This is a genomic window from Saezia sanguinis (assembly GCF_963921665.1).
GTDB lineage: Bacteria > Pseudomonadota > Gammaproteobacteria > Burkholderiales > Burkholderiaceae_C > Saezia > Saezia sanguinis.
Map to the genome: position 1 here is coordinate 119,516 of NZ_CAWUGC010000003.1, position 24,077 is coordinate 143,592.

The window sequence follows — 24,077 nt, forward strand, 5'->3', positions numbered from 1 at the left end:
AAACTGGCTGTATCCTACCCTGATTAATCGGTAAATTTATGATCTAACTCAAGAAATAGGCATTTTAGATGTAGTAGATTGCTGCGTTATTCTTGGGTTGCCGATATAGCGATGCAATTTTTTATTAAATGCTGTTATTTTTAATCAAAATTAATTTATTTTTACTTAAATTTCGCTAAAAGTATTTAATTTTGAATATGTTATGGCTGGCTGGAGCTGTTTAAGATGCCTAGGAGAAGGGGCTGTTTAATCAGGTTCCAACTGTTCTACCTGAAAAGAAGTTGACGCGCATCGAACCTTGAGGGAACGCCGTGTAGTAGAGTAGGCAGAATCGATGTGTTAAAGATGGTTTCGCAGCATCATAAGCAATGGGTATCCCTTTGAAGCAAAGGTGCACATGAATACTGACTTCATCAACCTGACAGCAGAAAACCTTGCAGACGAGCATTTATGCTGCATTATCCGCAGCAAAAAGCCGCATCCGGGTGTTGAGGCAAAGCGGCAATGGCTTTCCGAGCGCCTTGGTGAAGGCCATGTCTTCAGAAAGCTGAATGCGAAGGCAACCGTTTTTATTGAATATGCACCTCTTGAAACCGCCTGGGTTCCCATCATTGGCGACAACTATGTTTATCTGTATTGCTTATGGGTTTTGGGGAGTGACAAAGGCAAGGGGTATGCCAAATCGCTGATGGCGTATTGTCTGGCGGATGCCAAAGAAAAGGGCAAATCCGGCGTTTGTATGCTTGGAGCGCAAAAACAAAAAGCCTGGCTTTCTGACCAGGCTTTTGCCAAGAGGTTCGGCTTTGAGGTGGTGGATACGACCGATTATGGCTATGAGCTGCTTGCACTTTCTTTTGACGGAACAGTGCCAAAGTTCGCACCCAATGTGAAAACCCCCAAGATTGAAAACAAAGCGCTGACGATTTATTACGGTATGCAATGCCCTTATGTCTGCCAAAGCGTTGAGATGATCAAACAGTATTGCGAAGTGAATGACGTGCCTGTATCTTTCATCCAAGTGGATACGCTGCAAAAAGCCAAGGAACTGCCTTGTGTTTTTAATAACTGGGGTGTTTTTTATAAAGGCAATTTTGAGACGGTGAATTTGCTGGATGTTAACTACTTAAAGAGAATACTTAAAAAATGAAGGGGCGGGAGGCCTGTTGCCCAGTTGTCCTGTTGTGCCTGGCTGGCCTGTTTGGTTTGCCTGGCTTGCATGATTCTGAGGGTTATTACGCTATGCGCCTGTGAGGTAAGGCAGAATAATTATTTTCATGCGCTGGCTGTAGGCTGTAAAAACAGGCCGTGGTTTAAATGGGCGTACACATACACACAAAGGCAATTGAGCCGATCACACAGGAGCTTACTCATGGAACTGATGGTCAACCATTTTAAAAAAGCCATACGCCAGGGACAGCCTCAACTGGGACTGTGGTCAACGCTGACCAATCCGATCAGTACGGAATTGATTGCCTGCTGCGGTTATGACTGGATCATGCTCGATACCGAGCACAGCCCGGCGGACATGGGGCATATTGTGGCGCAGTTGCAGGCGGTTGGTGCGGCGCAGGCGGTTCTTGGTAAGCCTGTTTCGGCACTGGTACGCCCGGCCTGCAATGATGTGGTGCTGATCAAGCGTTTTCTGGATATGGGGGCGCAGACGCTGTTGATTCCCAGTGTGGATACGCTGGAGGAAGCACAGCAGGCAGTACAGGCCGTGCGTTACCCGCCGCTGGGCATCCGGGGCATGGGTGGGCCGGCAACCAGGGCTGCGCGTTATGGCCAGCTTAAAGGTTATGTCAAGTGTTGTGAAGATGAAATCTGCCTGGTGATTCAGGCCGAAACGCAGACCGCGCTGGAAAATCTGGAGGCGATGACCTGCCTGGAAGGTGTGGATGGCGTTTTCATTGGCCCGGCGGATTTGTCTGCCAGCATGGGGTATCCGGGAGAGCCGTTTCACCCCCAGGTTCAGGCGGCAATTGAAGATGCGATCAAGCGCATCAAAGCATGCGGCAAGGCGCCCGGTATTCTGATGGCCGATTTAAAGTATGCCCGGCGTTATATGGATCTGGGTGCTGTTTTTGTGGCATTGGGTATGGATGCGCTGGTGCTGACGAATGGCGCCATGCGGATTTTGCAGGACTTTGAAGCCCTGTCGCATCCGCATGGGAGCTGAAATCTGGATAGGCAGCATGTACCTGTACCATGCTGTGGCAAGCCGCCTGCTTGAGGTATGCTGCGGCGGTACGGCGGCATGGCAGCGCAGTCAGCCCCGGCTTATTGCTCAACAAATGCGCGTTCGATGACGAAGTCGCCCGGGCGGGTGGTGTTGCCTTCTTTGAAGTTCCAGTGTTCCAGCAGTGTTTTCAGGTCGCGCAGCATTTCGGGGCTGCCGCAGATCATGGCACGGTCTTCTGCCGGATTCAGGCGCGGCAGTTCCCATTTCTGGGCCAGCCGGTCGCTGTCCAGAATGGCCGGAATGCGGCCCTGGTTTTCAAACGGTTCGCGCGTGACGGTGGGGTAATACAGCAGTTGCTGGGAAATCATCTCGCCTAAAAATTCGTGCTTGGGCAGATGCTGTTCAATGTATTCTCTGTACGCCAGTTCTTCGATAAAACGCACACCATGAATCAGTACCACCTGTTCAAAGCGTTCGTAAGTTTCAGGATCGCGGATGATGGACATGAAAGGAGCCAGCCCGGTGCCGGTGGCCAGCAGGTACAGGCGCCTGCCGGGCAGCAGATAATCGATCAGCAGGGTGCCGGTGGGCTTTTTGCCGACAATGACGGTATCGCCCGGCTGAATATGCTGCAGGCGCGAGGTGAGCGGGCCGTCCTGCACCTTGATGCTCAGGAACTCCAGCGTTTCTTCATAGTTGGGGCTGACGATGCTGTAAGCGCGCAGCAGCGGCTTGTTGTTGACCATCAGGCCAATCATGGTGAAATGCCCGTTGGAAAAGCGCAATCCGGTGTCGCGTGTGGTGGTAAAGGAGAAGAGGCGGTCTGTCCAGTGGTGAACGGTTAAAACTTTTTCGTGATGAAAGGCGCTCATAGTAACGTGCTAAAAATACAAAATAATTCGGTTGTTAATGGTGTTTGAATATTCGGGCGCTGCGCATTGATGGTCTGCTGCCGGGTTGGATTGGCGCATTTCTAATGCTGTGGCTGCCCCGCCAAGTATAACGGTTATAAGGTGTGTTGAAAGATTTCCGTGTTTCAAACGGTTGATTAGGGTCAGAACTCATCAAATAAGGCGGCGTTGCCGAATGCGTGTGCATGGCGGCCTTAGCGGCGTTACTTTTTGTTTTTGCTTAAACCGGCTTTGTGCGCATGTTCTTGCTCCTGCCCCTGCGCCTGCCCCTGCTTCTGGTAGAACTCGTGATCATCGTGCGCGATGGTCAGCAGCGTTTCTGCTGCCTCAACCGTAATCTGTCCGTGCTGTAACAGTTCTGCCATGGTGTTGCGCAACAAGGTATGTGCAGCGGTGAAACCTATTTTGTCCAGTATGGCATCAATCTGCCGGGCCGCTTCGCGCCGTTTGGCAGCAAATGCTTCGGGGTTGGAAGCCGCATTGCCCAGGCTGTGGCTGACGCTGTTTTCCTGCACCGTGTGTGGTGTGGCGGTGTTGACTGCGGGTGTCCAAGGTGTTTTGCCTGTGCGGGCAGGTGCGCCGTTGAGTATGTATTCAATGTCCAGATTCAACTCCGGGCGCTTTTCACTCAGTATGCGCAGCTTTTCTTCCAGGAACGACTTGCGCTGGCTGCGGGCGTTGAATGCACCATAAGACATGCCAAGCAGTTCAGCCACTTTTTTATTGGATGCAACATCCAATTGCGCTTTTAAACGCAGCAGTATTTGGTCAAAGTCGTTCACAGGCATTATACAATATTATACAAAATAATGTTTGATCAGCGGGTTAAAAATTGCATATAATTGCACAAAATTAATTAAAATTAGACAATTGGAGCTGCTATCAATGGCACGGACCGTTCGTGAAGTTCTCGCAGAGTTTAATCGAAGGGGAATAACCATTACCGAGTGGGCATCTCATCATCAATTCAGCAGGGTTCTTGTGTATGCTGTTCTGAGAGGAGACCGCAAGTGTCTCAGAGGCCAAAGCCACAGAATTGCCGTAGCGCTTGGCATCAAAGATAGTGAACTCTTACATTCTAAGCGTAAACATTGAATCGGGACAGTATTTTTGTATAAATTTGTCGAAAGCGGGCAACCTATTTTCCGTAATTTTCCCGGTACTTTGTACTCCGGCATCAAATAATGTGGTTGTAAGTTGTTCAACAGGCCTGCTGTGGTGTATATTTTGATATCATTGGCAAGCCCTTGGCGCATAGCGGTAGTTTCATATCTGCTATAGTCCGGGCTGTCTGTACGGGGCTGGTGCTGAAAGATGGAACGCTTAGAACATTCAGACAGCCTCGAAAAAGTAGTTGACGCACACGTATGTTAAGGTTGAAAGCGGTATATTGATCTGTATGTGTTGGTTTACAGAAGCGAATATTCGTATGTGAGTATTGTTTCTTTACAAGAATGAATTGAGTTTACTTTTATAATTGAGAAAAGTATAACCATCAGGTTAACCGCTGGTTCCTTAAAGGATAGATGAGTGCAGGATACATTTGAAAAAGCCGTTGTGTTTGTCGATTTGAGCAGCAGTACCACGCTGTTTGAAGCCATTGGCGACAAAGACGCAACCGGCTTTGTGCGCAGAATCACCAGCGATATCGCAACGCATTTGCAGCAGCATGGGGGGAAGGTTTTAAAGTTCCTCGGCGATGGTGTGATGGCGATTTTTGATGAAGCGGAATTCGCTGTGCGGGCCTGCCTTCAACTGGGCACGGTGTTCATGGCTTCGGATGCGCTGTCGATGGGGGGCGTGCTTGCGCCAGACCACGGCGTTGCCGTGCGTGTGGGCATTGATTATGGTGCGGTGATTGAAGTGGACAACGACGCCTATGGCGATATTGTCAACGTCGCTTCCAGGCTGCTGACGCTGGCCAAGCCTGGAGAGCTGCTGCTGACGGCGGCGGTTTATACGCAACTGGCATTTTCCACGCGCGAAGGCTGCCGGCGTTTGGGGCGGGTATTTCTGCGTGGCAAAAGCTCGCCTGAGCTGATTTATGGCCTGAACCTCTCGGTAGAAAGCAGTGAGTCAGGGGATATTACCCAGTTCAATGATACCGGCGCCAGTGTCAAACACTTTATCAGTGGCGACATTGTGTCTTCCATAGAGTTGCAGTTCGGGCAAACGCCTTATTTTTTCGGCAATGAGTCCATGCCGGTCACGATTGGCCGCTCATCGGAGTGTGATCTGGTGGTGCCTGATAACCGGGTGTCGCGTACCCATGTGCGGCTGGACTGGTTTGATGGTCAGTTTTATCTCACCGATATCAGCATTAATGGTACCATGGTGCAGTACGGGACAAGTGATCTGGAGTCTTCCTTTCCGCTTTCGCTGCGCCGCCAGCGTTGCGCATTGTCGCGCGACGGGTATATCATTCTGGGGTTGCTGGACCGGCATAAAAAAGTAGATGAATCCGGTCAGAATATGCCGCCTTTCCTGCGGTTTTCGATTACGAATAAAAAAATAGGGCATCCTGAGGCCGGGTAACGCTTGAATTTTGTGGCGCTGGTCCTCAATTAACGGATCAGACAGGAGATATTCATATATGCCACAAGAAAAATTTACATCTATTTTTACCGATGCGTTAAGCCAGGCACAGTCGTTGGCACTGGGGCACGACCATGCCTATATTGAGCCGGTGCATATTCTGGCAGCGATGCTGGAGCAGCAGGATGGCCCGAAATCGCTGCTGGCACGCGCTGGCGTCAATGTACCCGGTTTGCAAAAAGCGGCGGATGCCGCTATAGACCGTTTGCCGACGGTGCAGGGGCAGGAACAGGTTCAGTTCGGGCGCGATTCCGTCCGTTTATTGCAGGCCGCTGAAAAAGAAGCCATTAAACGTGGCGACCAGTATGTGGCCAGTGAAATGTTTTTACTGGCTTTGGCCGACAGCAAGGACAGTACCGGTGAACTGGTGCGCCAGTTTGGCCTGAGCCGCAAGGCGCTCGAAGACGCCATTACCGCTGTGCGTGGCGGCGCTACCGTAGATAACCCGGATGCGGAAGGCCAGCGCGAAGCGCTGAAAAAATACACACTGGATTTGACTGAACGCGCCCGCCTGGGCAAGCTCGATCCGGTGATCGGGCGTGACGAAGAGATTCGCCGCACCATTCAGGTATTGCAGCGCCGTTCCAAAAACAACCCGGTGCTCATTGGTGAGCCCGGTGTGGGTAAAACAGCCATTGTGGAAGGGCTGGCCCAGCGCATTATTTCAGGCGAAGTGCCCGATACGCTGCGCGATAAAAAAGTGCTCTCGCTGGATATGGCAGGCCTTCTGGCCGGGGCCAAATACCGTGGTGAATTTGAAGAGCGGCTCAAACAGGTGCTCAAAGAAGTGTCTGCAGAAGAGGGGCGCATCATTTTGTTCATTGACGAAATCCACACCATGGTGGGGGCCGGCAAGGCCGAAGGTGCAATGGACGCAGGCAACATGCTCAAGCCCGCACTTTCGCGCGGCGAGCTGCATTGCATAGGCGCCACCACGCTGGACGAGTACCGCAAGTACATTGAAAAAGATGCCGCACTGGAGCGCCGGTTCCAGAAGGTGCTGGTGGAAGAGCCCTCGGTGGAAGATACCATTGCCATTTTGCGCGGGCTGCAACAGCGCTATGAAGTGCACCATGGCGTGCAGATTACCGACCCGGCGATTGTCGCTGCGGCCGAGCTTTCCAACCGCTACATCACCGACCGTTTTCTGCCCGATAAGGCGATTGACCTGATTGACGAGGCGGCGGCCAAGATCAAGATCGAAATTGACTCCAAACCCGAAGTGATGGACCGGCTGGACCGGCGTATCATCCAGCTCAAGATTGAGCGCGAAGCGGTGAAAAAAGAGAAGGATGAGGCGTCTCAAAAGCGCCTGGGCCTGATTGAAGAGGAAATTGAAAAACTCTCCAGAGAATACGCCGACCTGGAAGAAATCTGGAAGCAGGAAAAGGCGGCAGCGCAAGGGTCTGCGCACATCAAGGAAGAGATTGACCAGATCAACCTGCAGATTGAAGACTACAAGCGCAAGGGCGACTTCAACAAGGTGGCCGAGCTGCAATACGGCAAACTGCCCGAACTGCAAAAGCAGTTGAATGAGGCGCAGGCCAAGGAATCCAGCGGCAAAGGCGGGCAGGGCGGCAACAAACTGTTGCGCACGCAGGTGGGTGCCGAAGAAATTGCCGAGGTGGTGTCACGCTCTACCGGTATTCCGGTTTCCAAGATGATGCAGGGCGAGCGTCAGAAACTGCTGCACATGGAAGAATACCTGCACCAGCGTGTGGTGGGGCAGGATGAAGCGGTGCAGGCGGTCAGCGATGCGATCCGCCGTTCACGCTCGGGCTTGTCAGACCCGAATCGGCCCTATGGTTCGTTCCTGTTCCTGGGGCCAACCGGTGTTGGTAAAACCGAGCTGTGCAAGGCGCTGGCAGCGTTCCTGTTTGATTCGCAGGAGCATCTGGTGCGCGTTGACATGAGTGAGTTCATGGAGAAGCACTCTGTGAGCCGCTTGATTGGTGCGCCGCCCGGCTACGTGGGCTATGACGAAGGCGGTTACCTGACCGAAGCAATCCGGCGCAAACCGTATAGCGTGGTGTTGCTGGACGAAGTGGAAAAAGCGCACCCGGACGTGTTCAACGTGTTGTTGCAGGTGCTTGACGATGGCCGCCTGACCGATGGGCAGGGCCGCACGGTGGACTTTAAAAACACTGTGGTGGTGATGACCTCCAACCTGGGCTCGCACCTGATTCAGAGCATGGTCGGGCGCGATCATGCCGAGATCAAGGACGCGGTATGGGATGAACTGAAGCAGCACTTCCGGCCCGAGTTTCTGAACCGGATTGACGAAACCGTGGTATTCCACAGCCTGGATGCGAAAAACATCGAAGCCATTGCCAAGATTCAACTGGGTTATCTGGAAGCACGGCTGGAAAAAATGGATCTCAAACTGGATGTCAAACCCAACGCGCTGGCAGAGCTGGCGAAAGTGGGCTTTGACCCGCTGTTTGGGGCCCGCCCGCTCAAGCGCGCGATTCAGCAGCGCATTGAAAATCCGCTTTCCAAATTGCTGCTGGAAGGCCGGTTCATGCCCAAGTCGGTGATTGAAGTGGATGTGGACCCGATTCAGGCACCCGGTGAGTTTCAGTTCAAACTCGAGGCGCAGGAGTAAGCGGCTCCCATATCGTGTTCATCGTGTTATCATGAACTTTACCCGGCATCACCCGCTCAAACAGGGTATGCTGGGTTTTTGATCATCAAGGAATGAAAGTTTTGGCCGCAACCCACTTTATGGATACATTGATTCAGATTATTTTTCGCATTGCGCTGTTTTTCATCGGGCTGATGTTTTTCATGCTGCTGGTCTTTATCTGCCTGGTGCTCGCAGGGCTGTGGTTGCTGCGCTCGCTGTGGTACAAGATTACCGGAAAACCCCGGCCAACGTTCAGTGCATTTCGTTTTACGCCGCGGCAGGGCTTTGATTTCTTTTATGGCCGTGCCGGCCAGAATCCGCCGCGCCCAAGCCAGCGCGCAATGGATGATGTGGTGGATATTGAAGTTAAAAGCGACCCCACGCATGGGGATGACGATCCTCCGCACCAGATCAACCGCTGATGCCTTATTGTTTCCTTGACAAGTGCCTGCACCTCATGAGGGGTGAAGTCCCCCATTCAGGGGGCCGGGATTGAGTGCGTTATCCAAACTGGTGGTCCTGATTATTTTCGTAGGACTCTTTTTTGTCTGGAAAGAGCATTCGTCGGTATTTCATTCTGAGGCCCGCAAGGGCATGCCCCAGTCTTTGGGGGAGGGGATGATTTGCCCTGTGTTGCCGCCTTCGGTACGCTCAGGCGCTGATCCCTTGCAAACAAATGTGCCTGCCGGCCTGAGGCCGTTTCAGTTTTCGCAGGCAACCATTATCCCTCTGGCCGGGTACAGCATAGAAGCCCGCGTTTTATCGCGCAAGGATTACAGTCACGACGTATCGCCGATGGATATTCTGGTGGGCTGGGGGCCTATGGCCAGAGAAGATGTAACCAGCAAGCTTGTTTTCGGCCAGAACCGGCGCTTTGGATCTTGGACCGCCAGAGCCGGAAATCCCCCGATCAGCTATACCGAAATCAACCGGCATGCTGCCAACATGCATCTGATTCCTGCCAATTATGAAGTGGCCAAGGCGATAGCAGGTATTCGTGTGGACGATACCGTGCGTTTACATGGCTGGCTGGTTCGTGTTGAGCAGGACAATGGACGGCGCTGGAGCAGTTCACTGTCGCGCACCGACCAGGGTGATGGTGCTTGTGAGCTGATGCTGGTTTGTGACGTGAGTATGGTGTCTACGGCCGCTTCCGATGCACCTTCATCCGGAAGAACATTTTTATGGTGGTAACGCACACCGTCTGCACTGCCGTGTTTTTCAATGACCACCATCTAAATGGTGTGCAAAAGATGTGCAAAGCTTGGAGCAGCGGTTTTTGAGATAATCATGGGGTTGTAGCCGCGAATCCGGCAAGATGCATTCGGGCATTTTGCAAAACAGGGTTCAGGACAGGCATGTTTGATGAACTGTTTGATATAAGAGCTGACATTGAATACACCCATGCAAACCGCAGCCCCGGAATATGGGAGCCGCTTTGACCGCAAGAACCATGACTTTCGTGTGATGGCTGTGGTGGGCATTGCGCATGCCATGAGCCACTTTGCGCAACTGGTACTGCCGCTGCTGTCGCCGCGCATGACGGTGGATTTCGGCGTTAACTATACCCAGCTGGGGTTTGTGCTGACGGTGTTTTTTGCTTCGTCATTCATCACCCAGACGGCTTCCGGTTTTATTGTGGATACCAAGGGCCCGCGCCCCATTTTGCTGACCGGGCTGACCCTGATTGTGCTGGGCATCAGCGGGTATGCGCTCAGTACCTCGTACTGGATGCTGCTGTTGTCGGCGGTGGCGCTGGGCGTGGGGAACGGGGTGTTTCATCCGGCCGATTACACGCTGCTGAACTGGCTGGTGAAGTCCCGGCGGCTGGCACATGCCTACAGTGCGCACGGTATTACCGGTACGCTGGGCTGGGCGCTGGCGCCGGTGTTTGTGGTGCCGATTGCGGCGGCCACTTCGTCCTGGCGGATTGCCATGGGCGCTGCGGCGGCGCTGGTGGCTGTGGTGCTGCTGGTGGTGTTTTCCCAGCGCCGTTTGCTGGGGGGCGCTGCGCTGACGGAGATGAAACTTTCCGCCAGCACCAGGGCTGCCAGCCGTGCTGACAGCCAGGTGCCGCAGGAGTCCACGTTTGCATTTTTAAAGCTGCCCGCCATCTGGATGTGCATGGGCTTTTTCTTCTTTTATGCGCTCAGTGGCAGCGCCATCCAGACTTACGCGGCCGTGGCGGTGCACGGGCTGTTTGGCCTGTCGGAACAGTGGGCGGCGTATTGCGTCACATTTTTCATGGTCGCTTCAATGGCCGGCATGGTCTGGGGTGGTTTTCTGGCTTCTGATCCGTCTCGCTGCGAAAAGATTGTCGGCGTCGGTTTTGGCTGCTCGGCCACGGTGGCGCTGGGGGTGGCTTTCCTGCCGCTGCCGGTGGTGATGGTGCCGGTCATGTTCATGCTGATGGGGTTTGCCACCGGGATTGCCGGGCCTTCACGGGACCTGATTGTCAAACGTGCAACGCCGGCGCGCGCCAGTGGCCGGGTGTTTGGCATTGTGTATGCCGGGCTGGATATTGGGCAGGGGCTGGCGCCAATGATCTATGGCCGCCTGATGGACCACCAGAACTATGCCGGGCTGTTTATTGCACTGGCCGTGGTGCAGGGCGTGTTGATTGCCAGCGCGTTCAATGTGCGGCGTACCGGGGCCGGAGCCAAGTCTTCCGTATAGAGCGGTCTTTTTCAGCCTGATTTTTTTTGTGTCTGGCAGATGCTTGGCCGCGGTGTGGTCTGGGGCGGGCGTTGGTCAATGCCATCGGTACGGCTGGTGGAGCAGGCCACGTCTTTTTGGGCTTCCAGTTGTTGCAAACGCTCCTGCAGTGCCCGCGAGATGTTTTTATAAGCGTCTTCTCCCAGCGCCAGCCGCAAAGGCGGCTGTGGTGCCTGTGCGGCTTCAATGATGCGGGCCGCTATTTTGACCGGGTCGCCAATGCTTGGAAAACGCCCCATGGTGAGCAGTTTTCTGTAAAGCCCCACGGTGGACTGCTGATAGGCCGGTAACTGGCCGACAGAGGTTTGCGCATGCTCATCAATGTCTGTCGATGCGCGGCCTGGTTGCACAATGGTGATGTGAATATCAAACGCCGCCACTTCGCGCGCAACGGATTCGCAGAACCCTTCAATGCCCCATTTGCTGGCATGGTACAGGCTCAGCGCCGGAAATGTAATCTGCCCGGCCTCGCTGGAAAGCTGAATAATGCGTCCGTGCTTTTGCTGGCGCATGTACGGCAGTATGGCGCGTATCAGGAAGATGGGGCCATACAGGTTGGTCTGAAGCTGCCGGTGTATCTGCTCAGGTTCAAGTTCTTCGAGGGCGCCCAGTAAAACATAACCTGCGTTGCTGACCAGGACGTCGATCGATCCAAAGTGCTCGTGCGCCGCTTTGATCACCGGGGCAATGCTGTCAAGCTCGGTGACATCGAGCTTGCTGACCCATAACTGCTGCGGGTATTGTGCCTGCAAGGAATTGAGCGCGTCAAAGCTGGCACGGGTGGTGGCTGCGACCTGTTTTCCGAGTGCCAGTAGCTGGCGTGTGAGCTCCAGCCCGAAACCGCCGCCTGCGCCGGTGATGAACCAGGTTTGGGTGTTGCTCACAGCGCTCACAGGGATACGCCCTCACGCATAGCGACATGAACGGGCTGCCCGCCTTCGCGCAGCATGAGCGCTTTCCAGGCAAACCGGGGGGGTGTTTCGGACGTCAGGGTAAAACGGGCATGGGTGACCAAGGTGTGCAGAAAGCCTGCAAGCTCAACCAGTGCAAAATTTTTGCCTCCGCATACCCGGGGGCCCAGGCTGAACGCCGTATTGACGCCACTGTTCTTGCGGTTTTGCGCCGGGCGCTTGTCGTCTCCCAGGTGCAGTTCCCAGGCAGAGGGATGCAGGCGCTCGTCATGCTGCACGCCAATCAGCGATATCATGATATTTTGCCCGGCTTTAATCGGCTCGCCCCCGATGACGTCGTCCTGAATAGCCAGACGGTCCAGAATCGGTGATGACGGAAACAGGCGCAGGGCTTCGGAAATCCAGGCGCCGATCAGCTCCAGCTTGGAGATGCTCTGCCAGTCTGCGGTATCGGTATACGGCGCGCATATCTGGTATAGCTCTTCCTGTTTTTGCGGATAACGTGCCAGCAGGTAGCACAGCCAGCCAACCGTGGCGGCGGTGGTTTCCGCGCCGGCGGAAAACAGGGTGAGGAGTTCGTGTTCCAGCACGACTTTTCCGTCGCGGTCGGCTTGCAGCAAAGCATCCAGCAGCGGGCTCGAAGGTATTTTTCCCTGGCGGAACGGTGCCAGGTCTTTGAGCGTTTGCTGGCGCAGTTCGGTGAGCTTGTGTTGCAGCTCTTTGGAAGCCTGGCTGGATTGTCCGGGCGGAACCAGCGCCATGTCTGCGCTGTATTCCATCAGGTGCCCCAGGTTGGTAATGTCTACATTGGCCTGCTCCAGCGTAATGCCAAAAAAGTTTTCAATCAGCACCGAGATGGCCATGCGCCGCAAGGTATCGTCGTCCATCGTGGTCTGGCCCGCCTGGCTGGCGCGAACCAGCTCAGGAAGCACTTTGCGGGCATATTTGCAGGCCAGGGCAAAGGTGGCCTGCCGGTCGAAACGGACGAAAAAGGGTTGTGTCAGGTCGCGGCGGACTTCCCATTCCTGTCCGTCTTCAGAGAAACGCGACCTGCCGATGGCCTGGCGGAACCAGACCATGTTTTTCAGATAATTCTTGTGGTTCAGACGTAATACGTAATCGGCATCTTCAAAGCGCTGTATCAAAAATATCGGCACATCGCTGAAACGAACCCAGACATTTTGGCCATTGTGTGTACGGGCCAGGTCATGAAGATGGTTACATAGGTCTAAACCCGTTTGAATCATGTCATCTCTTTCTTTAAAAGGGCAGCCATGCTTTCGACAGAACGTATCTCCAGCAAATCCATGGCGTCTATTTCATGACCGACGGTTTTTTCCATTTCAGTCACCATGTTTTCAAAGCTGAGGCTGTCCAGTGGTTGTATATCGTTGAGTGTGCCGCTGTTGGGTATTTTTTCTACCGGAATGAGCAGGCAACCGGAAATAATCTCTTTGGCTTTTTGTAAATAGTCCATGCAATTCTCCTTTGTAAAGGTTCGGGGCTAGTTGATTATAGACAATGTACCTGATAAAAAACGCGCCCTGATCGCCTGGCGGGCTAATTTGCCCGATGAGGTCAGGGTTAATTGATGTGGCTCAACCCACAGCACAGTGGCGGCAACACCGTAAGCGGCACTGACGGCCTGCAGCAGGCGTTGTTGCAGTTGCGCGCGCTGCTGCGGGTCGCTCAGGTGGTTTTGTACCAGAATGACCAGACGCTCGCCTTCGCTTTCGCCATCGTTATTGCCATTGCCATCACCGTTACTATTCCCATCAGGCACACCGATGGCGCATACATGCTGTGGCCGGATGGCGTGGTCGCAGGCGGCAACCGTCCATTCCACATCCTGCGCCCAGATATTGCGGCCACGGATGATGATCAGGTCTTTGCTGCGCCCGGTGACAAACAACTGGTTTTCATATACAAAGCCCAGGTCGCCTGTGGCGATGAAACCGTCTTTATCCATGGCAGCCTGCCGTTGGTTGGCTGTCAGATTGGGCGCGGCAATGCTGGGGCCTTTGACCCAGATTTCGCCAACCGGGTCTGCCGGGCTGGACGGCTGGGCAGGCGATATACCATCGCAGGGCATCGGCACGATCCTGATCTCATAGCCCGGCAGGGGCGGGCCGCAACTGACCAGCTCCTGCTGATGCCCGGTGTGTGTGAAGTGTTTGATCAGCGGTGGCTGGTCCGGCCGTGTCATGGTTACGGCCAGTGTGGCTTCTGCCAGCCCATAGCTGGGTGCAAATGCATTCAGGCGAAAACCATAGCGGGCCATTTGCTGCGCAAAGGTTTTGAGTGTGGCCGCATGGATCATATCGCCGCCAATGCCGGCAATGCGCAGTGCCGACAGGTCAAGCCGGCTGTCCGGGTCCAGCCTTTTGGCTGCCAGCGCATAAGCAAACCCCGGCGCGTAGGTGATGGTGCTGTGCAGCGCCGACAGCAGATCCAGCCACAGGGCCGGCCGGCGTGCAAAGCTGGCCGGTGGCAAATAGTCAATGGGAACCTGCCCGCTGATTGGTGCCAATACAAAGCCAACCAGTCCCATGTCGTGATAATACGGCAACCAGGAAAAAGCGCGGTCTTCAGGCGTGATCTGCATCCCCTCGCGCAGTATGGCGGCAATATTGGCAGCCACTGCCCGCTGCGTGATCAGCACACCGGTCGGGTTGGATGTGGAGCCGGAGGAAAACTGGATGTAAGCGGCATCATCGGCCTGCAACGGCGTATCTTTATTCAGCGCGGGTGATGCAGCGGCCTGTTGTGCCAGCGCTTCATACGAGACAACGGTGATCTGCAACTGTTCGCCAGCAGCCTGCGCCACCGGTTCAATACTGGCCGGTGTGACCAGCAGGCTGGCCTGTGCGGCTTGCAGCAACAGCACCAGTTTTTGGGTATAGGCATCACGCCCGGCGGCAAACAAGGTAAAAGGCAGCGGGCAGGGCAGCAGACCCAGGTACTGGCAGGCAAAAAACAGTGCAATGAATTCCAGGCGTGTTTCTGCCAGCAGCGCAATCCGGCTGCCGCGTGGCAGCTTTTTTTGTGCCAGCACAGTGGCCATCTGCAGCGCGTGCTGGCGCAACTGCGCATAAGTGTACTCACTGGTCACAGCCCCGCTGGTGCTGAAAAAGCGCAGCCCATTCTGGCCCTGCGCCGCATAGTCCAGAGCCTGTGCCAGGGTGTCAAAACCGCCGGCTTTTTGGGCGGGGTGCCGGGGTGTGGTCATTTCAATGAACGCCCGGCTTTGGCCAGCAGTGTCTGGTCTTTGAAGGTGCAAAACAGCAGCGTGTCAACACGTTTACCTTCGATGCTGATGCATTCCTGAAACAGGCGGGCTTCAAAGACAAAGCGCGGCGTTCCGATGAAGTTGAACAGCATGCGCCGGTTACTGGATAAAACGCGGGCTGTAATTTTGTCAATATCCCGATAGGCAAAAAAATGGTCCAGCAGCGCGTCAATGGTGGCCCATAACACGCCCTTGCCCTCGTAGGCGTGTTCGCCAACGCCTGTGGTGATGTTGCCGACTTTATGCATCAGATTGACATCCAGCGTGTAAAGTCCCAGCAGTAGCCCGGTTTGAGGGGCAAAAATACCGACAAGATAGCCGTTGCGGTTATCAAAGCTTTCAATGTAGCGCACCAGTTTTTCGTGTGTGAAATTCAGTGCGCGCAGGTTCAGGCCGGATAGGAATTCGGAGCTGTTGATCCACTGCAAAAACCGGGGTGTGGCATCTGCAGCCGTCAGGCTGCGCAGTATAAAACCATTGGTTTCAATGTGAACAGGCGCCCCGGCGCCATGCTGTTTCATCTGTGTTGTCGCATTCATGAGAGGCCTTTTTTGGAACACGCAGCTTGCCTGTCATGGCAGGGCGGGTATATGAAATAATGAACCCGATTTTATTGAAAAACAGCGCCCATGTGAGGCATGCCTTGAGAGCGCATTTTTGATCAAAATACGCTCCCCAATCTATTGCAGGGTTTTTCCCGCTTTGCGCATATCGTTGAGATCCCGGAAAGCGGAAAACACCAGCACATCCACTCTTTGCCCGTTCAGTCCGACACAATCTTTATAGAGCCGGGCTTCCAGGGAAAAACGGGGTGAGCCGATAAAAGTGAACAGCATGCGCCGGTTGCTTGCCAATACACGGGCAGAGAATTTTTCGATATCACGAAAGGTAAAAAAGTGGTCAAGCAGCGCGTCATTGGTTGCCCACAGCACACTTCTACCCGGATAGGCGTGTTCGCCCATGCCCGCAGTGATGTTGGCGACCTTATGCATCAGGTTGACATCTATGGTGTAAAAGCCGATCAGCAGTTTTTGTTTCATGTCAAAAATGCCGATCAGGTAACCGTTTCGGTTGTCAAAGCTGCTGATGAACTGGGCCAGCGATTGCTGGGTGAAGTTCAGTGGCGGCAGGTTCATGCCGTTGAGCAGTTCAGGGCTGTTGAGCCATTGCAGAAAGCGCGGGGTGGCGTCTGCGGCGGTCAGGCTGCGCAGCAGGAATCCATTGGTTTCTATATAAACAGGTGCGCCTGCCGGGAGGGCGGTGTGGGCAAATGTATTCATGACAGAATTCCTCGAAATCAAACACGGGCCATGTATTCAACGGTACCGGCAGTTTTTTTAGGGGGCAGAAGGTGCGGTGCTGTATCTGTATGTAAGTAATGACTCTTTTGGAAAAAGGGGCTACAGGTACGGCACTGCGGTGGTTATTCCAGCGATTTGCCCGCCTTGAGCATTTCTTGCCGGTCCTCAAACCCCGAAAATACCAGCACGTCCACACGTTTGCCATTCAAGCCAATGCATTCTTTATACAGGCGTGCCTCCAGAACCATGCGCGGGTTGCCGATGAAGTTGAACAGCATGCGCCGGTTGGTGGCAAGCACCCGGGCCACCACTTTGTATACATCGCGGAAAGCAAAGAAGTAATCCAGCAGCGCGTCCAGTGTAGCCCACATGACTTTTTTGCCTTCGTAGGCGTGTTCGCCAATGCCGGTCGTGATGTTGGCTACTTTATGCACCAGGCTGACATCCATGGTGTAAAAGCCGATCAGCAGTTTTTGTTTTATGTCGAAAATGCCGATCAGGTAGTTATTGAGGTTATTAAAGCTGCTGATGAACTGGGCCAGCGTCTGCTGGGTGAAGTTCAATGGCGGCAGGTTCAGGCCGTTGAGCAGCTCAGGGCTGTTGATCCATTGCAGAAAACGCGGGGTGGCGTCTGCGGCGGTCAGGCTGCGCAGCAAATAACCATTGGTTTCTATATAAACAGGCGCGCCTGCCGGGCGCTGTTGCGGGTGGACTGTTTGCATGGCTTCCTCTCCTGCTCGCACAAAATTGAACCGATGTTGCTTGGGTGATACATCAGAACCCAGGTTGAATCATAACGCGGTTTTAAAAACCGTTAGGGGTGGAAAGTGGAATTCAAGCCGGCACTGCTGCCTGTACTGCTGATGCCATAAGGCCGAACACCTCCATATAGGATAGTGAACCGGGGTGATGAGCGCAACCGGTTGATACCGGGTTGTTTGCCCTCATGTTATTTTGCAGGATTATGCCGTTGTGATAAGTCGTTGCTTTATTGCACTCTTATTTCAGCTAAATCAATAAGTAAAGATAAAATACATGAAAAATATATGAAATTATAAAAACGGGTGGTAGCGAGCTGGAAAATCACATGATTTCAACGGCTGCATGCCGTTCAGATGAATCCACATCATGGGTGTTTAATGGGCAAATGATTCAATACATCAAATCAAAAAACGTCGCTTAGTGATTAAAACGACACATATTGTTTTCAATGTGGTTTCCAATCGACAGTGAAATAGGAACTATTTCACGTTCGATTACGTTTTATACCCCTACTTGCGAACTAAAAAAAATTCAAAAATATCATATAGATATGATGAAAAATCATGACTGTTTCTGGTCATGGCAGTTCCATAACTCTGCTTTTATTGGGCTCTTATGAAAAATACGCGCACCTCTTTGAATCGTTTTCCCAAACGCCAGTTATACACGCTTTTGCTGTTGGCTTTGCCTGCATTACAGGCACATGCCGACACCTACACGTGGACCGGTATTCTGGACAACAATTTCAATGATGCAAACAACTGGCAACTGACCTCTACGGATACAGATCCCAATGGTCACGACCAGATGGTGCTCAACACCAATGGGACGACTGCCTACTACACCATTGCAGATGGCAATGGCATTGTTGTGACTCCAGGCGGCGCGTACACACCCAGGTCTTTGTCTATCGGCACAGGCAGCGGACAGCAGGGCGCTCTAACGGCGACCCGGCTGGATTACAGCCTTACCAGTGGTCATTATGCGTATCTTTCATTTTTGAATGTGGGGGTTGAGGGCGGCTCAGGCCAGTTAGACCTTCACCATAATGATTCAATTCCTTACCAGCCCACTATTTTTCAGGTGAGTGGCGGTTTGAACATTGGTTCTGGCGCGGGTTCCGAAGGTGTTGTCAACCTGCTGGGCCAGGGTAAAAGCATTGAAAGCCAGAACATGGGCATGTCGACCCTGTCCTTGGAAAGTGGCTCGGCCTCTATTGGTACTGATGGGGGTAAGGGCACCCTGACGATCGACGGGGCCGGTTTCACCGCAAACAGCAGCACAAATATTATTTTGGGTTCGGGCAGTGGCGGTGAGGGCACCATGAACATTCTGGGTGGCGGCAAGCTGACCGCCGGGGTCATGGGGGTTCCTTCCAGTTACAGGCCTATTGTGGGAGATGACGGCGGCACCGGGTATTTGAATATATCCGGGACGTCTGCAGACGGGGTTGCCAGCCGTGCGGTTATCGGCAACAGCTTGGCTGTTGGGCAAAACGGCGGGCTGGGAGAAGTCAGCATCACACAAGGCGGCAAGTTGCTGACAACGACGGCTTATGACGACCCGGCTTCCATCCAGTTGGGCGTGAATGGCGGTACCGGCAAAGTGACCATTGACGGCAGCAACTCCATTTGGGAGGTTGCAGGTTATTCCTATTTCACCGGAGGGTCGCTGGGCCAGGTGGGCGAGCTTCATGTCGGTGTATCGGGCAGCGGCGAATTGACCGTGGGCAATGGCGGTAAGCTTACCATCGGCCAACTGGAATATGGCAACGACTATGACCCGGTCAAGAATCAATCCTACTATTATGAAACCAACTTTGCAGGTGGCTCAGGCACGCTGTACCTGGCAGATGAAGCCGGCAGCAGCGGCACCATCAACATCGGTGCACCGGTAGGCCAGGCTGCCCAAGGCACTGGTATCCTGGACATCCTGGACATCCAGTTTGGCGCGGGCAACGGCACCATCGTCTTCAACCACACCGACACCAGCGGCAGCTACACCTTTGATACACCGCTCGTGAGCGGCAGCGGCTATAGTCTGATCCGCCAGGTTGCCGGTACCACCACGCTGGCAGACCAGCCCGGCTTCACCGGAGACATCTCGGTAGAAGGCGGCACCCTGTTGATCAACGGCAGCCAGAGCATAGACAACGGTTATGTGAGCGGCGGCCTCTTCCTGATCAACGGCGACTACACCGCCAGCAACACCGGCGTCACAGGCGGCTACCTGGAAGTACTCGGCCAGGTCAACAGCCCGGTGACCATCAGCGGCAGCGGCACCCTGAGCGGCAACGGCATCATTGCCGGTGACGTCACTGTGGGCAGCGGTGGCACCGTATCGCCCGGCACCTCACAGGGCGCGACGCTGGACACCCTGACTGTAGACAGCATCACCTTCAACCCCGGTTCCCTGTACTGGGCCCAAAGCAACCCGGACCGCACCACGGACATGATACACGCCAGCACCGCCAACGGCGGCAGCGGCGCCATCACCCTTAACGGCGGAACCGTGCACGTTGTAGCTGCCTCCAACGGCTGGCAGGAAAATACGCAGTACGACCTCCTGACAGCAGACGCAGGCGTTACCGGGCACTTTGACAGCATCACCACCAACCTGGCGTTCCTCACGCCCGGGCTTGAGTACGACCCTACCCATGCGTACCTGTACTTCACCCGTAACGAAACTGGGTTTGGTGAAATCGGCGGTACCTACAACGAAATCAACACCGGCTGGGGCATACAGGGCCTGAATCCCGGGCACCCGGTCTATGACAGCATCGTCAGCATGAGCGCAGAGGAGGCACGTGCGTCCTATGACAACCTCAGCGGAGAAATCCACGCCAGCGCCAAGAGTGCCCTGTTCACCAACAGCCGGTACGCCCGCGCAGCAGTCAACCAGCACCTGGGGAGCCTGAACACCAAAGAACAGGACCCCCACAAAAACCTGTGGGTCAGCGTGTGGGGCCATGAAGGCCACCTCAAGGCCGACGGCAATGCAGAACGCCTGAGCAACAACGGCGGTGGATTCCTCATCGGCAGCGACCTCTACAGCAACGGCACCACCACCATCGGTGTGGCCGGTGGCTATGAACAAACGCGGCTGGACATCCGGGGCACCAGAGCATCGGACGCCGAAATAGACGCGTTCCACGTCATCGGCTACGGACGCACCACCATTGGGGCCATAGACCTCAAAGGCGGCGTCGGCTACAGCTGGCTGGACATCGACACCGAACGCAACATCTGGGTAGACGGGCTGAGCGGCAAAAACCAGGCGAGCTACAACGGCGGCATGGTCCAGATCTTTGCCGAAGGCAGCCACACCTTTGAACTCAGCGACAGTGCGAGCGTTACCCCGTATGCGGGCCTGGCGTACCAGCACTTGAAGACCGATGGGTTCACAGAAAGCGGAGGCAGCAGCATCCTGCACGGCAGCAGCAGCAAAGACGACCGGCTGAGCAGCACAGTAGGCGTGAGAGGGCAGTTGACCATCCACGACAAAATCAACCTGTATGCTGATGCCGGGTGGCAACACAACTTTGGCAGCGACACCGCAGACAGCGACCTCAACTTCATAGGCGGGTACAGCTACAACATCCGGGGCGTGGAAATGAACCGTGACAGTGCCATCATAGCGGCAGGGGCCACCTTTGAGCTGCAAGACAACATGCACCTGAGCGTGGGGTATGAGGGAGAGTTCGGCAACAGGAGCCGGGACAATGCACTCAAAGTCCTGTGGCGGCTGAACTTCTGAGCTTAGAGACAAGCACCCTGGTCATGCAGGAATACCTAGGAATACCTGCTACCAGGGTGATGTGAAGGGCGTTTGGGCGCCAGGTTTAGGAAACCGTGAAGGAAAATGGTGTTGTTTTGCAGCAAAGTGTGAACATGTTCATACTTATCTAACCAACTAGTTCACGAAATGGGCTATTTTGTCTGAACCACTGTGTTTCAGAAGCTTGTTTTGCGAGATAATGTAGCCAAATTGCAAGCTGAGCCAGCAGCGCAATTTACATAATGATAAATGCTGGCAATCTGACAACATACGTATTGCATTTGAATGGGCATTGATCATGAAAAAATCAAAAGCTTTGGCTGGAGGCAAACGCTTCCGGCATCGTGAATTATGGGCACTGATGGTATTGGCATTGCCAAGCCTGGCTGCCAATGCCGATACCTACTCATGGGTGGGTGGCATCAGCAACAATGTGCAGGATGCATCCAACTGGCAATGGACATCTTCGGAGAATGGGCCCAACGGGGCAGAGCGTGTCATTCTGAATACAAACGGAACGACCTATCAACGCCCTGAACTCATCATGAATGATGTCAATAACTACTTTCCTGTGGGAGGAGTAGGCAGCGGCAGCGGGAGTCTTTACATCGGGAACGGTGCCGGCCAGCAAGGCAGCCTGGATATATACCGCGACCCTGCCAGCATATATTCACATCATTTTTACACATCCACGCTGAGCGTCGGGACGGATGGCGGTAGTGGTGAACTGAACATACATAATATTTCTACCGGCAGCTACTCTGATTCATCCACGATCACGGCGGAAGATTTTCATGTGGGGATTGGGAGCGGTTCGGTCGGTGTGGTGAATGTGCTGGGTACGGGTAAAACCGTGCAAAGCCAGACCTATGATGGCGCTCCTGTGGCCATTAATGGCCAGATGATTGTGGGCCAGGATGGCGGTGAAGGCACGATCAATATTGATGGCAGCGGTGTTGGGTCCATGTACAATAACGCTCCCTTTTTACTGGGGAGCGGTGCAGGCAGCAAAGGGACCATCAACATTCTGAATGGCGGCAAGCTCAGCATGGGCGTTTCGGGTAGCGGCAACTATGATGTACCCTTGATCATTGGCGATGATGGCGGGCAGGGTTTTCTGAACGTATCCGGCACCTCTGCGGCGGGCGATCAGAGCCGTACTGCACTGGGCGCAGGGTTTACCGTGGGCCAGGGCGCTGGCAGTTATGGCGAGGTGAATGTCACCCAGGGTGCGCAATTGCTGACGGCAACGCCGGCATGGAGAACAGCAGAACCTGGTGAAGTTATACGCCTGGGCGTGAACGGCGGCACCGGTGTTGCCACCATTGACGGCGCCGGTTCTATCTGGAAGGTGGCAGGGTCTACCACATTCAGTGGCGGCGGTTCGATGGGCGAAATTGGTGAACTGTATGTCGGCCAGTCAGGCGCCGGGCAATTGACCGTGGCCAATGGCGGCACACTTTCCATCGGGCAGATACAGTATGACTACGGTTACGATCCGGTCACTTATCAATCCTATTACTATGAAACCGCTTATGCAGGCGGCTTGGGCACGCTGTACCTGGCAGATGAAGCCGGCAGCAACGGCACCATCAACATCGGCGCACCGGTAGGCCAGGCTGCCCAAGGCACCGGTATCCTGGACATTCTGGACATCCAGTTTGGCGCGGGCAACGGCACCATCGTCTTCAACCACACCGATACCAGCGGCAACTACACCTTTGATACGCCACTCGTGAGCGGCAGTGGCTACAGCCTGATCCGCCAGGTTGCCGGTACCACCACGCTGGCAGACCAGCCCAACTTCACCGGAGACATCTCGGTAGAAGGCGGCACCCTGTTGATCAACGGCAGCCAGAGCATAGACAACGGTTATGTGAGCGGCGGCCTCTTCCTGATCAACGGTGACTACACCGCCAGCAACACCGGCGTCACAGGCGGCTACCTGGAAGTACTCGGGCGGGTCAACAGCCCGGTGACCATCAGCGGCAGCGGCAGCCTGAGCGGCAACGGCATCATTGCCGGTGACGTCACCGTGGGCAGCGGCGGCACCGTATCGCCCGGCACCTCACAGGGCGCGACGCTGGACACCCTGACCGTAGACAGCATCACCTTCAACCCCGGTTCCCTGTACTGGGCCCAAAGCAACCCGGACCGCACCACGGACATGATACACGCCAGCACCGCCAACGGCGGCAGCGGTGCCATCACCCTTAACGGCGGAACCGTGCACGTTGTAGCCGCCTCCAACGGCTGGCAGGAAGGCACCAAATACGACCTCCTGACAGCCGACACAGGCGTTACTGGGCACTTTGACAGCATCACCACCAACCTGGCGTTCCTCACGCCCGGGCTTGAGTACGACCCTACCCATGCGTACCTGTACTTCACCCGTAACGAAACTGGGTTTGGTGACATCGGCGGTACCTACAACGAAATCAACACCGGCTGGGGCATACAAGGCCTGAATCCCGGGCACCCGGTCTACGACAGCATCGTCAGCATGAGCGCAGAGGAGGCCCGTGCGTCCTATGACAACCTCAGTGGAGAAATCCACGCGAGTGCCAAGAGTGCCCTGTTCACCAACAGCCGGTACGCACGCGCAGCAGTCAACCAGCACCTGGGGAGCCTGAACACCAAAGAACAGGACCCCCACAAAAACCTGTGGGTCAGCGTGTGGGGCCATGAAGGCCACCTTAAAGCTGATGGCAATGCAGAACGCCTGAGCAACAACGGCGGTGGCTTCCTCATCGGCAGCGACCTCTACAGCAACGGCACCACCACCATCGGTGTAGCCGGTGGCTATGAACAAACGCGGCTGGACATCCGTGGCACCAGAGCCTCAGACGCCGAAATAGACGCGTTCCACGTCATCGGCTACGGCCGCACCACCATTGGGGCCATAGACCTCAAAGGCGGAGTTGGCTACAGCTGGCTGGACATCGACACCGAACGCAACATCTGGGTAGACGGGCTGAGCGGCAAAAACCAGGCCAGCTACAACGGCGGCA

At 54.6% G+C, this 24,077-nt stretch carries 19 protein-coding genes; 10 read left to right on the forward strand and 9 right to left on the reverse strand.

The window, feature by feature from the left end:
* The first annotated feature begins 397 nt into the window (after window positions 1–397).
* Together AACY98_RS03300 and AACY98_RS03305 are read left to right on the forward strand one after the other, a co-directional pair.
* Complete coding sequence (locus AACY98_RS03300; RefSeq protein WP_339801561.1) at window positions 398–1,147, forward strand: N-acetyltransferase; 750 nt, start codon at window positions 398–400, stop codon at window positions 1,145–1,147.
* 222 nt (window positions 1,148–1,369) lie between these two features.
* Window positions 1,370–2,176 carry an aldolase/citrate lyase family protein gene (locus tag AACY98_RS03305; protein WP_339801564.1) on the forward strand — a complete coding sequence of 269 codons (807 nt, stop codon included), beginning with the start codon at window positions 1,370–1,372 and terminating at the stop codon, window positions 2,174–2,176.
* Window positions 2,177–2,277: 101 nt separating this feature from the next.
* Here AACY98_RS03305 and AACY98_RS03310 read toward each other — a convergent pair whose 3' ends face one another.
* Both AACY98_RS03310 and AACY98_RS03315 read right to left on the reverse strand, forming a co-directional pair.
* On the reverse strand, window positions 2,278–3,051 hold the full coding sequence (locus AACY98_RS03310) for a ferredoxin--NADP reductase (RefSeq protein WP_126980830.1): 774 nt from the start codon (window positions 3,049–3,051) through the stop codon (window positions 2,278–2,280).
* Window positions 3,052–3,293: 242 nt separating this feature from the next.
* Window positions 3,294–3,872 carry a hypothetical protein gene (locus AACY98_RS03315; RefSeq protein ID WP_339801567.1) on the reverse strand — a complete coding sequence of 193 codons (579 nt, stop codon included), beginning with the start codon at window positions 3,870–3,872 and terminating at the stop codon, window positions 3,294–3,296.
* Window positions 3,873–3,975: 103 nt separating this feature from the next.
* On the opposite strand from AACY98_RS03315, the gene AACY98_RS03320 reads away from it, so the two are divergent.
* The 6 genes from AACY98_RS03320 to AACY98_RS03345 all read left to right on the forward strand — a co-directional run bounded on the left by AACY98_RS03320 (window position 3,976) and on the right by AACY98_RS03345 (window position 10,987).
* Entirely contained in the window at window positions 3,976–4,185 is a 210-nt protein-coding gene (locus AACY98_RS03320; RefSeq protein WP_126980832.1) for a DNA-binding protein, read from the forward strand.
* A gap of 435 nt (window positions 4,186–4,620) precedes the next feature.
* Window positions 4,621–5,625: an adenylate/guanylate cyclase domain-containing protein gene (locus AACY98_RS03325; protein WP_126980833.1), complete on the forward strand. Its 1,005-nt coding sequence runs from the start codon at window positions 4,621–4,623 to the stop codon at window positions 5,623–5,625.
* A 58-nt stretch (window positions 5,626–5,683) separates the two neighbouring features.
* A complete protein-coding gene (gene clpB / locus AACY98_RS03330) occupies window positions 5,684–8,290 on the forward strand; it encodes an ATP-dependent chaperone ClpB (RefSeq protein WP_339801572.1) in 2,607 nt (868 codons plus the stop codon).
* Window positions 8,291–8,409: 119 nt separating this feature from the next.
* Window positions 8,410–8,733: a hypothetical protein gene (locus AACY98_RS03335; RefSeq protein WP_339801576.1), complete on the forward strand. Its 324-nt coding sequence runs from the start codon at window positions 8,410–8,412 to the stop codon at window positions 8,731–8,733.
* A gap of 70 nt (window positions 8,734–8,803) precedes the next feature.
* Complete coding sequence (locus AACY98_RS03340) at window positions 8,804–9,505, forward strand: hypothetical protein (RefSeq protein WP_339801579.1); 702 nt, start codon at window positions 8,804–8,806, stop codon at window positions 9,503–9,505.
* Window positions 9,506–9,715: 210 nt separating this feature from the next.
* A complete protein-coding gene (locus AACY98_RS03345; protein ID WP_339801582.1) occupies window positions 9,716–10,987 on the forward strand; it encodes an MFS transporter in 1,272 nt (423 codons plus the stop codon).
* 11 nt (window positions 10,988–10,998) lie between these two features.
* Here AACY98_RS03345 and AACY98_RS03350 read toward each other — a convergent pair whose 3' ends face one another.
* The 7 genes from AACY98_RS03350 to AACY98_RS03380 all read right to left on the reverse strand — a co-directional run bounded on the left by AACY98_RS03350 (window position 10,999) and on the right by AACY98_RS03380 (window position 17,249).
* Window positions 10,999–11,919 carry an SDR family oxidoreductase gene (locus tag AACY98_RS03350; RefSeq protein WP_339801585.1) on the reverse strand — a complete coding sequence of 307 codons (921 nt, stop codon included), beginning with the start codon at window positions 11,917–11,919 and terminating at the stop codon, window positions 10,999–11,001.
* Window positions 11,916–13,184, reverse strand: coding sequence for a cytochrome P450 (locus tag AACY98_RS03355; RefSeq protein WP_339801588.1), 1,269 nt, complete (start codon window positions 13,182–13,184; stop codon window positions 11,916–11,918). Before AACY98_RS03355 ends, AACY98_RS03350 begins: the two co-directional genes overlap by 4 nt.
* On the reverse strand, window positions 13,181–13,414 hold the full coding sequence (locus AACY98_RS03360; protein ID WP_126980839.1) for an acyl carrier protein: 234 nt from the start codon (window positions 13,412–13,414) through the stop codon (window positions 13,181–13,183). The genes AACY98_RS03355 and AACY98_RS03360 overlap by 4 nt, the downstream gene beginning before the upstream one ends.
* Before the next feature lie 27 nt (window positions 13,415–13,441).
* On the reverse strand, window positions 13,442–15,166 hold the full coding sequence (locus AACY98_RS03365) for an AMP-binding protein (RefSeq protein ID WP_339801592.1): 1,725 nt from the start codon (window positions 15,164–15,166) through the stop codon (window positions 13,442–13,444).
* Complete coding sequence (locus AACY98_RS03370; protein ID WP_339801595.1) at window positions 15,163–15,765, reverse strand: GNAT family N-acetyltransferase; 603 nt, start codon at window positions 15,763–15,765, stop codon at window positions 15,163–15,165. Before AACY98_RS03370 ends, AACY98_RS03365 begins: the two co-directional genes overlap by 4 nt.
* A 141-nt stretch (window positions 15,766–15,906) precedes the next feature.
* Window positions 15,907–16,506: a GNAT family N-acetyltransferase gene (locus tag AACY98_RS03375; protein WP_339801597.1), complete on the reverse strand. Its 600-nt coding sequence runs from the start codon at window positions 16,504–16,506 to the stop codon at window positions 15,907–15,909.
* Window positions 16,507–16,649: 143 nt separating this feature from the next.
* On the reverse strand, window positions 16,650–17,249 hold the full coding sequence (locus AACY98_RS03380) for a GNAT family N-acetyltransferase (RefSeq protein WP_339801600.1): 600 nt from the start codon (window positions 17,247–17,249) through the stop codon (window positions 16,650–16,652).
* Between the two features lie 655 nt (window positions 17,250–17,904).
* On the opposite strand from AACY98_RS03380, the gene AACY98_RS03385 reads away from it, so the two are divergent.
* Together AACY98_RS03385 and AACY98_RS03390 are read left to right on the forward strand one after the other, a co-directional pair.
* A complete protein-coding gene (locus tag AACY98_RS03385) occupies window positions 17,905–21,045 on the forward strand; it encodes an autotransporter outer membrane beta-barrel domain-containing protein (protein WP_339801603.1) in 3,141 nt (1,046 codons plus the stop codon).
* A 319-nt stretch (window positions 21,046–21,364) separates the two neighbouring features.
* On the forward strand, window positions 21,365–24,077 hold a 2,713-nt coding region (locus AACY98_RS03390; protein ID WP_339801606.1), incomplete at its 3' end, for an autotransporter outer membrane beta-barrel domain-containing protein.

Excerpts from the sequence above, each read along its gene's own strand:
- AACY98_RS03360 (WP_126980839.1), bottom strand. The coding sequence starts at position 13,414 with ATGGACTATTTACAAAAAGCCAAAGAGATTATTTCCGGTTGCCTGCTC.
- clpB (WP_339801572.1), top strand. The coding sequence starts at position 5,684 with ATGCCACAAGAAAAATTTACATCTATTTTTACCGATGCGTTAAGCCAG.
- AACY98_RS03335 (WP_339801576.1), top strand. The coding sequence starts at position 8,410 with ATGGATACATTGATTCAGATTATTTTTCGCATTGCGCTGTTTTTCATC.
- AACY98_RS03300 (WP_339801561.1), top strand. The coding sequence starts at position 398 with ATGAATACTGACTTCATCAACCTGACAGCAGAAAACCTTGCAGACGAG.
- AACY98_RS03365 (WP_339801592.1), bottom strand. The coding sequence starts at position 15,166 with ATGACCACACCCCGGCACCCCGCCCAAAAAGCCGGCGGTTTTGACACC.
- AACY98_RS03355 (WP_339801588.1), bottom strand. The coding sequence starts at position 13,184 with ATGATTCAAACGGGTTTAGACCTATGTAACCATCTTCATGACCTGGCC.
- AACY98_RS03305 (WP_339801564.1), top strand. The coding sequence starts at position 1,370 with ATGGAACTGATGGTCAACCATTTTAAAAAAGCCATACGCCAGGGACAG.
- AACY98_RS03380 (WP_339801600.1), bottom strand. The coding sequence starts at position 17,249 with ATGCAAACAGTCCACCCGCAACAGCGCCCGGCAGGCGCGCCTGTTTAT.
- AACY98_RS03345 (WP_339801582.1), top strand. The coding sequence starts at position 9,716 with ATGCAAACCGCAGCCCCGGAATATGGGAGCCGCTTTGACCGCAAGAAC.
- AACY98_RS03385 (WP_339801603.1), top strand. The coding sequence starts at position 17,905 with ATGAAAAATACGCGCACCTCTTTGAATCGTTTTCCCAAACGCCAGTTA.
- AACY98_RS03320 (WP_126980832.1), top strand. The coding sequence starts at position 3,976 with ATGGCACGGACCGTTCGTGAAGTTCTCGCAGAGTTTAATCGAAGGGGA.
- AACY98_RS03310 (WP_126980830.1), bottom strand. The coding sequence starts at position 3,051 with ATGAGCGCCTTTCATCACGAAAAAGTTTTAACCGTTCACCACTGGACA.
- AACY98_RS03370 (WP_339801595.1), bottom strand. The coding sequence starts at position 15,765 with ATGAATGCGACAACACAGATGAAACAGCATGGCGCCGGGGCGCCTGTT.
- AACY98_RS03375 (WP_339801597.1), bottom strand. The coding sequence starts at position 16,506 with ATGAATACATTTGCCCACACCGCCCTCCCGGCAGGCGCACCTGTTTAT.